The sequence below is a fragment of the Lentzea sp. NPDC020367 genome, assembly GCF_044387305.1.
Classification (GTDB): Bacteria; Actinomycetota; Actinomycetes; order Mycobacteriales; family Pseudonocardiaceae; genus Lentzea.
The window spans coordinates 526,801-539,876 of the sequence record NZ_JBIRVV010000004.1 but is presented as its reverse complement, the minus strand read 5'-3'; the positions used below and the strand labels follow the sequence as shown (position 1 = coordinate 539,876).

The following is a 13,076-nucleotide window of genomic DNA, read 5'->3' as shown; positions in this document are numbered from 1 at the left end:
CAGGGAGCAGGCGGTGCGAGACTGGGAGCCATGACGCACCTGGACGAGATCCGCCGCGGGATCCTCCGGCACGCCGGCGCCCCCGGCCGTCCACTGTGGATCGGCGGCGTGTTCGTGTTCGCCGCCGACCGGGTCACCGAACCCATGTGCACCGTCACCGAACCGGTGCTCACGCTCGTCGCCCAGGGCACGAAACGCACGGTTCTCGGTGCTCACACGTTCGATCACGGCCCAGGCCAGATCGCGGTCGTGACGGTCGACCTCCCGCTGACCGGCCACGTCACCAACGCCCCGTTCCTCGCACTGGGCCTGAAACTGGAGCCGAAGACCATCGCGCAACTGCTCGTGGACGGCGGCCCCGCGAAGATCCGCCCGCACGACGGCCCCGGCATCTCCATCAGCGACGCCGGGGACGGGGTGCTCGATCCGCTCGCCAGACTGCTGCGCCTGCTGGACGAGCCGCGCGACCTGCGGGTGCTCGGCGCGTCCGTGCGGCGCGAGATCCACTGGCGGCTGCTCAACGGCCCGCAGGCGGCGCTGATGCGGCAGGCGGGCACGGCCGACAGCCGCCTGACCCTCGTCGCGAGCGCCATCGCGTGGATCAAGGCCCGCTACGACCGGGTGATCCGCATCGACGACCTCGCCGCCGACGTCGGCACCAGCGTCCCGACCCTCAACCGGCACTTCCGCGCCGTCACCGCGCTGAGCCCGTTGCAGTACCAGAAGCAGATCCGGTTGCAACGGGCTCGTGCCGCGCTCATCACCGCACCGCACGACGTGGCCGCGATCGGCTACTCCGTCGGCTACGACAACCCGTCGCAGTTCAGCCGCGAGTACCGGCGGATGTTCGGCGCACCACCGGGACAGGACGCGCTCCGGTTGCAGAACGCGTCTATCGTCCAGGAGTAGCGGTCAGGCCTTGACGAACGACTGCGCGAAGATCGGCACCACGGAGGTCAACTGGGCCTCGGCCGCCGCCTTGGTCTGGCCGGACGCCACCACGACGGTGATGAGCGTGCCGCGGCCCATCATCGCGTGACACGACCACGGAACCAGTTCAGGATCCGGGTTCGCCTCGCAGTGCGCGTAGAAGTCGTCCACACCCTCAGGTTTGGTGACCGCCCCGGTCTGTTCGGCGCTGCGGTTCTTGGCGCATCCGGTGAGCCTCCTCTCCACGGCCGTCACCAGCGTGGCCGCAGTGCGGTCGGACATGGCGTGCACCCGCTGGAACAGGTTCACCCGTCCCGACCAGACACGGGTCCGGGCGACCGAGGTGCCGTCGACGCGCATCTCGCTGCTCCCGCAGAGGGTGGTGACGATCTCGCCGTCCGCACCGGGCTCGTCGTCGCCTGCCGGCGTGCTCTGCCTGATCTGACCGCCCATCGCGTCGAACGCGCCGGGTGGGGCGATCGCCGCCTTGGCGCGCTGGTCCAGTTCCGCCGGAGTGGGTGCCACAACAGTCGTGGTGGTCGTGGCCGGCGGTGCGGCCACCGGCTCGCCACCACAGGCCGTGGTCAGGGCGACCACCACCGCGACGGCAGCACAAATGCGGATGTTCATGTTGCTCCCCCAGGTCTCACGTTCGGGAGGAGCTTAGCCGGAGCCGTCACAGGTCCCGGCGGTCGAGGTGCTTGTGCAGCATGCGTTCCAGCTCCCCGCGCACGTCCAGCCCGCGGGTGAGCCCGAGCATCGCCTGCGCCAGCATCGACACCGGTTCCTGGTCCCCCACGACGAGCCCGATGCGCGGCACCCGCTGGGGATCCTCGATGCGCACCACACGCATCCCTTCCGGCGTACCGAACATCTGCAACCACGCGTGGGCGATGACGCTCGACCACTTCCGAGTCGCCACATGGGCCCACAGCGTCGCCACGGTGTCGGCCTCGATCACCGGCACGGGCTGCACGCCGGCGTCGGCGAAGACCGAGTCGAGGATCCGCCGGTTGCGCATGTTGGAGGTCAGCAGGCACAACGGCAGCGCGGCCACGTCCGCCCACCGCGCCACCGGGCGGGAGGCGATCTCCTCGTCGGCGGGCGTCAGCAGGACGTACCGCTCCTCGTACAACGGCATCGCGCGCATGGTTCCGTCGACGTAGGTCATCGCGATGTCGATCTCGAACTCCTCGAGCCGCCGCACGATCTCCTGTGAGGACAACGATTCCAGCGTGACCCGGACGTGCGGGTAGCGCTCGCAGAACGGCGCCGTGAGCAGAGGCGCGACCGGGAGCGCCGTCGGGATGGCTCCGATCCGGAGCACCCCCGACAGCGACTCCCTCATGCGGGACAGGTCCTGCCGCAGCGCGTCGCGATCCGCGAGCATGCGGTGCGCCCACAACAGGACCCGTTCCCCCTCAGGCGTCAGCGACTCGAACCGGCGGCCGCGGGACACGATCGGCACCCCGAGTTCGCGTTCGAGCTTGCTGATCGCCGCCGACAACGACGGCTGGGACACGTGGCACGCCTCGGCCGCACGCGCGAAGTGGCGTTCGCGCGCCAGGGCGACCAGGTACTCCAGCTGACGCAGCAACAACTACGACACCAGCGACGTGCGCGACAGCAGGTCGATCGCCGCGTAGACGTGCCGCAGCGTCGGTGCCGGCACGCGGGTGAGCTCGGCGATCTCCACCACCGCGGCGATGATCGCGTCGATCTCCAGCCGCTTGCCGGCCTCCAGGTCCTGCAGCATCGACGTCTTGTGGTGCCCGACGCGGCGGGCGCCGTCGATGCGCTTGTCGATGGAGATCTGCGGATCGCAGCCCGCGGCCCGTGCGACGGTCAGGGTCTCCGCCATCATCTGGGCCACCAGGTCGCGGCTGTCCGAGTGGTCGCAGATCTCCACCATCGTCGCGCGGGTCAGCGCGCTCAACGGGTTGAACGCCACGTTGCCCATCAGCTTGATCCAGATGTCCTCGCGGACGTCCTTCTCCACCGGGCACTTCAGCCCGCCCGCGATCATCGCCTCGCTCAGCGCGACGCACCGCGGGGAGATCGACCGGTCCGGCTCGCCGATGGAGAACCGCGTGCCCTCCAGGTGCCGGATCACCCCCGGCGCCTCGATCTCGGTCGAGCAGTAGACGACGCAGCCGATCGCCCGTTCCATGGGCAGCACGGCGGTGACGGACCCGCCGGGATCTACGGCCTCGATCCGTTGTCCTTCAAGGGGATGCCCGGTCATGCCGTGGAAGTACCACCACGGGATCCCGTTCTGCGCCGCGATCACGGCGGTGTCCTGGCCCATCAGCGGTGCCAGCAGATCGCCTGACGACGCGTAGGAATACGCCTTCAGACCGAGGAAAACGTAGTCGACCTCTCCCACCTCGGCGGGATCGGAGGTCGCATGTGGACGCGCGGTGAAATCACCGCGCGGACTCAGCACCCGCACGCCGTGCTCGCGCATTGCGGCGAGATGGGCTTCACGCGCGATCAGATGGACTTCCACGCCCGCACGATGCAAAGCCGCACCGACGTAGGCACCGATCGCTCCGGCTCCGAGAACAGCGATCCTCATAGCACGCCCCGCTCGTCAGGATTGCATACAGTATACGGACAACACGGGTATTTCTCTAGAAGTGCTTTTTGCATACCAAAAGCTGTATTCTGTCCGGCATGACCTCATTGCCCAGTGGCCGCCGGGCACCTCGCGGCTCACTCAGTGCCGCCGCGACCCGCCGGGTCGAACGTCCCGCACCGCTGCGACAGGCCGTCTACGACGCTCTGCTCGAGCTCATCGTCAACCGCACCCTCGCCCCCGGCCAGCACCTGGTCGAGGCCGAGCTGGCCGAGTACCTGGGCGTGAGCAGGCAGCCGGTGCGCGAGGCCCTGCAACGACTGCAGACCGACGGCTGGGTCGACCTGCGTCCCGCCCAGGGCGCCTTCGTGCACACCCCGACCGAGGAGGAGGCCGACCAGCTGCTCGCCGTGCGCAGCGTGCTGGAGACCTACTCCGCCAAGCTCGCCGCCGAGCACGCGACCGCGTCCGACGTGAAGCTTCTCAGGAAGCTGCAGAAGGCCGGTGAGGAGGCCCTGGTCACCGCGAACGTCGAGCGCCTGGTCAAGGCGAACGCCGATCTGCACGCGGCCGTCGCGGCGATCGGCCGCAACAAGGTCCTGTCCGAGATGATCGGACTGGTCGACCGCAGGGTGCGCTGGTACTACACGCCGATCGCCCGCCCGCGCAGCCGCGACTCCTGGAACGAGCACGCCGAGCTGGTCACGGCCATCGCCGATGGCGACGCGGAGCGGGCCGGCGAGGTCATGCACAACCACGCGGAGCAGACCCGCCAGACGTATCACGACCGCAAGACGCCCGAAAGCTCTACGGACAGCGACTGATCCATTACTCTCAGATCACCCAATTCGGTCATTTGGTACCGTACGGGTGATCCGCGACACGATGGCGGCCGATTGCATACAAAACGCAGTATGCTGAATCGCAACAGGGACGGGGTCAACGGAGACCCGCGAGAGGTTTCCCGCCGGGTACCCGCACGATGGGCATCCGGTGGACAAGACCCCGGCCGCAACCCTGTTCCTCCCGTGCCACAGTGCCTTTCAGGCTTCTGCGCGCCTCGGGAGCCACCATCGTCAGGAGGAAGACCATGTCCCGCTTGAAGAACTTCGCTCGTTCGCTCACCCAGCCGCGTGAGGGTTTCTCCGCTGACGGCCGCGCGCTGGGCCTCGGACTGTCCACCGCGCTGACGGAACAGCGCAAGGACGCCGAGGCCCAGGCGGCCGTGGCCAAGACGCTCCGCAAGGACGCCGAAGGCCACACGATTCACGGCTGAGAGTCCTTCACAGGAGCGTCTTCGCTCCTTCGCGCGCTCTCGGCGTCCTCCACGGCGGACCGCGCGGCCCGTCGAGAGGTGTGCAGGCTCCAGACCGTGGTGACGGTGAGCGTCGCCAGGATGACCCCGAGAGACACCACGATCGGGATCTCCGGAGCCCACGAGACACCGTGGTGGTGCATCGCCTCGAAGATGAGCTTGAACCCGATGAACGCGAGCACCACCGCGAGGCCCTTGCTCAGGTGCACCAGGCGATCCAGGAGACCGCCCACCAGGAAGAAGAGCTGGCGCAGGCCCATCAACGCGAACGCGTTGGCGGTCAGCACCAGGTACGGCTCCTTGGTGAGCCCGAAGATCGCCGGGATCGAGTCCACCGCGAACAACAGGTCCGTGGTGCCGACCGCGACCATGACGATCAGCATCGGCGTCACGACGCGCTTGCCGTTCACGCGCGTCGTCAACGCGGCGCCGTGGTAGACCGTGGTCGCCGGCAGGAACCGTTTCACCGCGCGCAAAGCGGCGTTCTCCGGAACGTCGGCCTCGTCGGTCTCGTCCTGCTTCAGCAGCTTCCACGCCGTGAAGATCAGGAACGCGCCGAAGAAGTAGAACAGCCAGTCGAACCGCGCGATCGCCTGTGCTCCCGCGGCGATGAACACCGCGCGCAGCAACAGGGCCAGGATGATGCCGACGATGAGCACCTTCTGCCGGTACTCCCGCGGCACCGCGAACCGGGCCATGATGATCACGAACACGAACAGGTTGTCGACGCTCAGCGAGTACTCGGTGATCCAGCCGGCGAAGAACTCACCGCCGTGGCCGGGCCCGGCGAACACCGTGACGCCGAGTCCGAAGAGGACGGCCAGGCCGACGTAGAAGATCACCCAGTACAACGACTCGCGGAACGACGGTTCGTGCGGCTTGCGCACCACCAGGTAGAAGTCGAACGCGATGATGGCGGCGATGCCGCCCATGGTCGCGATCCACACCCAGACGGGAAGATCCAACATCCTTGGGCTCCTTCGGCGGAAGGGAGGTCAGCGGGTGGCCGTAGCGCGCAGGCGCATGGAGATGCGTTCGTGCAGCCACAGGAAACCGATGGCCCAGCCGAAACTCACGATCCCTTGGTAGGCGAGGAAACCGGCCAGATCCGAGGGCAGCCGGACCTGACCGGTGAGCACGAGGCTCACGGTGATCTCGTGCACCAGCCGGGCCGCGGGAAACGCGACCAGCCAGTAGAGGGCCACCGGAGCGAACCGTCCGGCCGGGAGCCGGCCCGCCGCCACCAGCAGGCCGAAGCCGCCGCCGAACGCACCCAGCGGCAGGCCGAGGGCGACCGTCGTGACGAGTGCCCACCCGAGCGGCTGGCCGACGAGCGCGGCCAGCCCTCCCGCGATGAGCCCCGCGGCGAGACCGACGAACGCGCCGGGCACCGCTTCCTTGAGAAAGCCTTCGCGGATCGCCATCTCAGCCCACCACTACTCCGAACTTGATGAGACTGAAGAACAGCATGCCCAGGTAGAACAACGCTCCGAAGCCGATGATGAGGTTCGTGACCAGCTTGGGGCGGATGGGTTTGGGCAGCATCCGGTTGTTCACCAGCAGGAGCACCACGCAGTAGGCGCCCATGGCGAACGTCGACAGGAACGCGAGCACGTCGAGGATCGCGCCCGGTCCGTCGGCGGGTCCGAACAGCAGGATCAGGATGCCGAAGGTGATGACACCCCAGAGGAATCCCGCGTAGAGGTGCGACATGCGGAACCTCTTCGCACCCTTCACGAAGTGGTACGTCATGTCCGCCTGGCCGCGCGAGAACGAGTCGAACAGACCCAGCGTGGCGTTCAGGCCGATCAACGCGATGAACCCGAGGAACACCGCGCCGAGCACCGGTCCGCCCGCCGACGCGAAGGCGTCCGACATGGCGTTCAACGCGGCTTCCCGCTCACCGGACTCGATGAGCGCCTTGACGTCCGGGCTGGTCCGTGAAGCCGACTGCGCGAGGACCGTGAAAGAAACCGTGACGAGCATCGTGATGCCCCAGAACAGCAGCAGCGCGTCGAACGTGACCCAGCGCCGCCAGCCCTTCCACTTCGCGAGCTCCGCCTTGTCCTCGGTGTCGAACATGAAGCCGCGGGCCGGCATCTTCTCTTCCTCGCCCGCGTGCCGCAGCCCGCGGACCTTCGGGATGTGCGCGCCCATGCCGGCGCCGCTGTCGCGCAGGTGCAGCGTGTACCACATCTGCTGCATGCCGGACGGCCCGGCGAACGCGATCGAGCCGACGATGATCGGGAACCACTCCGGCGACATGGCCTGGGCCGGGAAGTACCCGAACTGGAGCATGCCGGTCAGGGTGCTGGTCAGGTCGCCCCACGTGCCGACCATCGCCGCCACCACGGAGGTGCTGACGACGAGCAGTCCGATGAGGATGGACAGCAGGTTCTCGAGCAGGTTGTAGATGACCTTGGCGAGGCTGAACAGCACCCCGACCAGGATCAGTCCGACACACGCCGACACCGTCCAGGGTATGCCGGTGATCTTCTCCAGGGCCGCCGCTCCGGCGGAGAGATGGCCCGGCCAGATGTAGACGAGTATCGCGACCACGAAGAAGAACCACATGATCGGTTTGAACACGCGCGCGGCGCCGAAGAAGATGCTCTCCCCCGTCGCCATCGCGTACCGCGCCATCTCGAGCATGACGACGGCCTGCAGCGTGACGCCGATCAGGAAGAGCCACCTGATGTCCGGTCCGAAGACCAGCACCAGGCGGGGCCACATGTAGGACTCGCCCATGCCCACGCCAAGAGCCACCAGGAACACCGTGGGACCGAGCAGGTGGATCGACGGTGGTGCGTCGGGGAGTTTCCTGATGGGCATCGCTTCCAGCTTGCCCGCGGCCCAGACTCGTTCCTTCTCAGGGGGCGAGCTGGTTTCCGTGCGAGCTGCCAGATTTGGATCATCCACGGTTAACAACCTCCAGAGGACCGGCTGTCTTCGTTGACCTCCCTGGCGGGTTCGCGACCGTGGGCGTGTTCACGGTCGCGGACGGGCCATCTCTCCTTGCACTGCCGCAAAGTGGTCGCTGGTCTCTCCCAAGACCAACGACCACTCACGACTTATCTACAGCAAGCCGGCAGCACGGGCCCACCGGTATTTGGCACCCAGTACTGCGACAGGCTTCTCCGTTGTGTACGGGTACGCAACCACTCCGTTCCGGTACAGGTACTCACTTGCTTCCTCGACCTCGACGTCGCCCGCGAGCGAGGCGACGACCGGCTTGTGGATTCCGTTCGCCCGGTACTCCTCCACGACGTCGACCACGAGCTTCGCGAACACCATCGGTGGCGTGACGATGGTGTGCCAGTAGCCGAGGATCAACGAGTGGATGCGGTCGTCGGCGAGACCGAGCGCGATGGTGTTCCGGTACGTCGAAGGGGGTTCGCCGCCGGTGATGTCGACGGGGTTGCCCGCCGCGCCGAACGGCGGGATGAACTTCCGGAACGCCGCGTCCAGGTCGTCCGAGATGCTCATGAGCGACAACCCGTTGTCCACACAGGCGTCCGAGAGCAGCACGCCCGAGCCGCCCGCGCCGGTGATGATGACGACGTTCTCGCCCTTCGGCGTGGCCAGCAGCGGAATTCCGCGCGCGTACTCCAGCAGGTCGTTCAGGCCGGGTGCGCGGATCACGCCGCTCTGCTTGAGGATGTCGTCGTAGACCCGGTCGTTGCCGGCCAGTGCGCCGGTGTGCGAACTCGCGGCCTTCGCGCCCTGGTCGGTCCGTCCGGCCTTGAGCACGATGACCGGTTTCTTTTCCGAGACGCGTTTCGCCGTTTCCGCGAAGGACCGGCCGTCCTTGAGGTCCTCCAGGTGCATCGCGACGAGCTGGGTGTTCGGGTCGGACTCGAAGAACGTCAGCAGGTCGTCCTCGTCGATGTCGGCCTTGTTGCCCACACCGACGATCGACGAGACGCCCATGCCCGCGGAACGGCTGAATCCGAGGATCGCCATGCCGATTCCGCCACTTTGCGACGTGAGGGCGACGCCGCCCTTGACGTCGTACGGCGTGCAGAACGTCGCAGAGAGGTTCTCCGGCGTGTAGTAGTAGCCGTAGATGTTCGGGCCGAGGATGCGGACACCGTGCTTGCGCGCGATGGCGACGATCTCGTCCTGCAGCTCGATGTTGCCCGTCTCGCCGAAGCCGGACGGGATCATGATCGCGCCGCCGACGCCCTTCTTGCCGACCTCCTCCAACGCCGCCGGCACGAACTTGGCGGGGATGGCGAACACCGCGACGTCGATGTCTCCCGGCACGTCGGCGATGCTCGCGAACGCCTTGCGGTCGAGGATCTCGTCCGCCTTGGGGTTGATCGGGTAGATCTCACCCTGGTAGCCGCCGTTGACGAGGTTCTTCATCACCGAGTTGCCGATCTTGCCCTCTTCGTTCGAGGCACCGATCACGGCGACGGCGTTCGGCCTCATGATCCGGTTCATCGAGGCGAGGATCTCGTCCTGGGTGAACCGGTGCGGCTCCTTGGCGGCGTCCTCGTCCACCAGGATGCGGACGTCGACCGCGGTGGCCCCGGAAGGCGTTGCCAGCACGGGGTTCAGGTCGACCTCTGCCAGTTGCGGGAAGTCCGTGACCAGATCAGAGACGCGGTGGATCAGGTCGGCGAGCTTGTCCGCGTCGACGCCCTCGGCGCCGCGGACACCGCGGAGGATCTCCGCCGCCGCGATGCCGTTGACCATGGAGAGGGCCTCGGCGTTGCTCGTCGGCGCGAGCCGGAACGTGACGTCCTTGAGCACCTCGACCAGGATGCCGCCGAGGCCGAACGCGACGATCTTGCCGAACGTCTCGTCGGTGGTGGCGCCCACGATGACCTCGTGGACCTCTTTCCCGGCCTGCAGCTGCTGCTGGACCTGGACGCCGGTGATGTCCGCGTCCGCCTGGTAGTTCTCGGCGTTGTGGATGATCGTGCGGTAGCCCTCGGCGACCTCGGCCCCGTTCTTCAGGCCCACCAGCACACCGCCGGCCTCGGTCTTGTGCAGGATGTCCGGTGAGACGATCTTGAGCACGACCGGGTAGCCGATCTCCTCGGCGAACGCGACGGCGCCCTCCGACGACTTCGCCAGCGCCTCGGCCGGGGTCGCGATCCCGTAGGCGTCGCAGACCCTCTTGCCCTCCGGTGCGGTGAGCGACGACCGTCCCTCCGCCCGCACCTTCGCGAGTACGTTCTCGACCGCGGCGCGGTCGTAGCCGTTGTCCGGCATGAGATTCTTCTCCCCTGAGGATTAGATGACGCCGGCGGCGCGCAGTCCCGCGAGGCGGTCCGCGCTGTAACCGAGTGCTCCGAGGACCTCGTCGTTGTGCTCACCGAGCAGCGGCGGGCGCTGCACCTCGACCGTGCTGTCGGAGAGCTTGAGCGGGTTGCCGACCGTCTTGAACGAGCCGCGTTCGGGGTGCTCGACCTCGACCACGGTGCCGAGCTCCGCCAGCGTCTCGTCCTCGATGATCTCCTTTGTGGACAGAATGGGTCCGCACGGGATGTTGTGGGCGTTGAGCTTGTCCATCACCTCCCACTTGGTGTGCTTCTCCGTCCACTCCTCGATCAGCGCGAACGCCTTGTCCAGCTTGGAGAGCCGGACCTCCGGCGTGTTCCAGGCCGGGTCCTCGGCGAGTTCGGGCCTGCCGATCAGCTCGGTCAGCGGGGCCCAGCCGACGGGCTGGATGATCACGTAGATGTAGTCGTTGGGGCCGCCGGGGGCACAGCGCACCGCCCAGCCGGGCTGGCCACCACCGGATGCGTTGCCGGAGCGGGGCACCTCGTCCCCGAACTGCTCGTTCGGGTACTCCCCCAGCGGCCCGCGGGTGAGCCGCTGCTGGTCGCGCAGCTTCACCCGGCACAGGTTCAGGACGGCGTCCTGCATCGCGACCTGGACGCGCTGGCCGCGTCCGGTGTTGGTCCGTTGGTACAGCGCGGCCAGGATCGCGGCCACCAGGTGGATGCCGGTGCCCGAGTCGCCGATCTGCGCGCCGGTGGCGAGCGGCGGCCCCTCCTCGAACCCGGTGGTGCTCATCGAGCCGCCCATCGCCTGCGCGATCACCTCGTACGCCTTGAAGTCGGCGTAGCGGCCGGGCCCGAAGCCCTTGATCGACGCGTAGATGAGCTTCTCGTTGAGCGCCTGCAGCTTCTCCCACGGGTAGCCGAACCGCTCGACGACGCCGGGGCCGAAGTTCTCGACGAGGATGTCGACGTCACCGATGAGCTTCTCGAAGACCTCTTTTCCCTCAGGGGCCTTCATGTTGAGGGTGATACTCCGCTTGTTGCAGTTGAGCATCGTGAAGTAGAGACTGTCCACTTCGGGCAGATCGCGCAGCTGGCCGCGGGTGATGTCGCCCCGTCCCGGCGTTTCCAGCTTGATGACGTCCGCGCCCAGCCAGGCGAGCAGCTGGGTCGACGACGGTCCGGACTGCACGTGCGTCATGTCGAGGACTTTGACGCCCTCCAGGGCCTTGGCCATGTCAGCTCACCTACTTGTACATCGTCTGGTTCATGGTTCCGGGCGCGTACACGTCGGGGTCGATCCACACGTTGATCAGCGAGGGCTTGCCCGACTCGCGGGCACGTTGCAGCGCGGGCCCGATGTCCTTGGGGTCACGCACTTCCTCGCCGTAGCCGCCGAGCATCTTGGCGAACTGGTCGTAGCGGACGTCGCCGAGCGTGTTGCCGACGCGTTCGCGCTCCAGCCCGTACTTGGCCGCCTGGCCGTAGCGGATCTGGTTCATCGACGAGTTGTTGCCGACGATGCCGACGAACGGCAGGTTGTAGCGGACCAGCGTCTCGAAGTCCCAGCCGGTGAGGCTGAACGCGCCGTCGCCGAACAGGGCCACGACCTCCTTGTCCGGCCTGGCCAGTTTCGCGGCCAGCACGAACGGGATGCCGACGCCGAGTGTCCCGAGTGGACCGGGGTCCATCCAGTGGCCCGGCGACTTGGGCTGCACGACCTGACCGGAGAACGTGACGACGTCGCCGCCGTCGCCGATGTAGATCGAGTCCTCGGTGAGGAAGTCGTTGATCTCGCTCACCAGCCGGTACGGGTGGATCGGCATGTCCTCGGAGAGCAGGTGCTCCGAACGCTTCTGCCGGGCCTTCTCCTCGACCGCCTGCAGTTCCTCCAGCCACACCTTGCGGCCCATCGCGCCGTTGTCCTCACGGCCCGACGCGGCCGCCGTGACGCTGGACAGGACCAGGTCGGCGTCACCGACGATGCCGAGGTCGACGTCGCGGTTCTTGCCGACGGTGCGGTAGTCGAGGTCGATCTGGACGACCGTCGCGTTCGCGGAAAGCCTTCGGCCGTAGCCCATCCGGAAGTCGAACGGGGTTCCGACGATCACGATGACGTCGGCGTTGTCGAAGGCGTAGCGGCGCGACAGCTGGAAGTGGTGCGGGTCGCCGGGCGGCAGGGTGCCGCGGCCCGCCCCGTTCATGTAGGCGGGAATGTTGAGGGTGCGGACGAGGTCGATCGCGGAGTCCGTGGCCCGCGTGGTCCACACCTGGCTGCCCAGCAGGATCGCGGGCTTCTTGGCGTGCACCAACAGGTCCGCGAGCTTCTCGATGTCCGCCGGGTCACCGACGCTGCGCGTGGACGCGCGGTAGTGGCCCGCTTCCGGTACTCGCGCCGTGCTCACCGGCACCTTGGCGTCCAGGACGTCCCGCGGGATCTCCAGGAACGACGGGCCCGGCGCGCCGGCGTTGGCCTCGCGGAACGCCATCGACACCATGTCCGCGATGCGGGCGGTGTGCGGGACGTTGGCCGCGAACTTCGTGATCGGCGTCATCATGTCCACGTGCGGGAGGTCCTGCAGTGAGCCCATCTTGTGCTGGCTCAACGCGCCCTGGCCGCCGATCAGCAGCATGGGGCTCTCCGCGCGGAACGCGTTCGCGACGCCCGTGACGGCGTCGGTGGTGCCCGGGCCCGCCGTGACGACGGCGCAACCGGGCTTGCCGGTGATGCGGGCGTAACCGTCGGCCGCGTGCGCCGCGACCTGCTCGTGCCGGACGTCGATGACGGCGATGCCCTCGTCCACGCAGCCGTCGTAGATGTCGATGATGTGCCCGCCGCACAGCGTGAAGATGGTGTCGACGCCCTCGGCTTTGAGCGCCTTGGCCACCAGGTGGCCTCCAGAAATCGACTCCGGCTCCGCGGAACTCGTCATCGGCGATCAGCTCCCCTTTGGCGCTTCGACTGTAGATTGCATACCGTATGAGGTAGGCATATCGTTACTCCGCTACCAACCGG

12 protein-coding genes are annotated in these 13,076 nt (G+C 67.5%); 3 read left to right on the top strand and 9 right to left on the bottom strand.

The genetic code is table 11. From position 1 onward, the window contains the following. The first annotated feature begins 30 nt into the window (after positions 1 to 30). Positions 31 to 909 carry an AraC family transcriptional regulator gene (locus ACH413_RS20235; protein ID WP_360035921.1) on the top strand — a complete coding sequence of 293 codons (879 nt, stop codon included), beginning with the start codon at positions 31 to 33 and terminating at the stop codon, positions 907 to 909. Positions 910 to 912: 3 nt separating this feature from the next. Here the strand turns inward: ACH413_RS20235 and ACH413_RS20230 are convergent, their stop codons facing one another. Genes ACH413_RS20230 through ACH413_RS20220 form a run of 3 tightly spaced genes read right to left on the bottom strand, consistent with a single transcriptional unit; the run spans position 913 to position 3,508 of the window. Next, complete coding sequence (locus ACH413_RS20230) at positions 913 to 1,560, bottom strand: hypothetical protein (RefSeq protein ID WP_360035924.1); 648 nt, start codon at positions 1,558 to 1,560, stop codon at positions 913 to 915. Between the two features lie 46 nt (positions 1,561 to 1,606). Next, entirely contained in the window at positions 1,607 to 2,530 is a 924-nt protein-coding gene (locus ACH413_RS20225; RefSeq protein ID WP_360035927.1) for a LysR family transcriptional regulator, read from the bottom strand. Then, positions 2,531 to 3,508 (bottom strand): 2-dehydropantoate 2-reductase, encoded by a 978-nt coding sequence (locus tag ACH413_RS20220; protein WP_360035930.1) that lies wholly within the window; start codon positions 3,506 to 3,508, stop codon positions 2,531 to 2,533. A gap of 98 nt (positions 3,509 to 3,606) precedes the next feature. Between ACH413_RS20220 and ACH413_RS20215 the strand changes: the two genes are divergently transcribed. Continuing rightward, positions 3,607 to 4,332: a GntR family transcriptional regulator gene (locus ACH413_RS20215; protein ID WP_360035933.1), complete on the top strand. Its 726-nt coding sequence runs from the start codon at positions 3,607 to 3,609 to the stop codon at positions 4,330 to 4,332. Between the two features lie 266 nt (positions 4,333 to 4,598). Continuing rightward, positions 4,599 to 4,784 (top strand): hypothetical protein, encoded by a 186-nt coding sequence (locus tag ACH413_RS20210; protein ID WP_093590387.1) that lies wholly within the window; start codon positions 4,599 to 4,601, stop codon positions 4,782 to 4,784. On the opposite strand, the gene ACH413_RS20205 is transcribed toward ACH413_RS20210, so the two are convergent. From ACH413_RS20205 to ACH413_RS20180, 6 genes are all read right to left on the bottom strand, one after another. Then, a complete protein-coding gene (locus ACH413_RS20205) occupies positions 4,775 to 5,788 on the bottom strand; it encodes a TerC family protein (RefSeq protein ID WP_396425121.1) in 1,014 nt (337 codons plus the stop codon). The genes ACH413_RS20210 and ACH413_RS20205 overlap by 10 nt on opposite strands. A 30-nt stretch (positions 5,789 to 5,818) precedes the next feature. Further along, complete coding sequence (locus ACH413_RS20200; protein ID WP_360035939.1) at positions 5,819 to 6,247, bottom strand: hypothetical protein; 429 nt, start codon at positions 6,245 to 6,247, stop codon at positions 5,819 to 5,821. A 1-nt stretch (position 6,248) separates the two neighbouring features. Next, on the bottom strand, positions 6,249 to 7,655 hold the full coding sequence (locus tag ACH413_RS20195; protein ID WP_360035942.1) for an Nramp family divalent metal transporter: 1,407 nt from the start codon (positions 7,653 to 7,655) through the stop codon (positions 6,249 to 6,251). A 243-nt stretch (positions 7,656 to 7,898) separates the two neighbouring features. Further along, positions 7,899 to 10,046, bottom strand: a complete 2,148-nt coding sequence (locus ACH413_RS20190) for an acetate--CoA ligase family protein (RefSeq protein ID WP_360035945.1) — start codon at positions 10,044 to 10,046, stop codon at positions 7,899 to 7,901. Positions 10,047 to 10,067: 21 nt separating this feature from the next. After that, complete coding sequence (gene frc, locus ACH413_RS20185) at positions 10,068 to 11,297, bottom strand: formyl-CoA transferase (RefSeq protein WP_360035947.1); 1,230 nt, start codon at positions 11,295 to 11,297, stop codon at positions 10,068 to 10,070. 10 nt (positions 11,298 to 11,307) lie between these two features. Next, entirely contained in the window at positions 11,308 to 12,993 is a 1,686-nt protein-coding gene (locus tag ACH413_RS20180; RefSeq protein WP_360035950.1) for a thiamine pyrophosphate-binding protein, read from the bottom strand. Positions 12,994 to 13,076 lie beyond the last annotated feature (83 nt).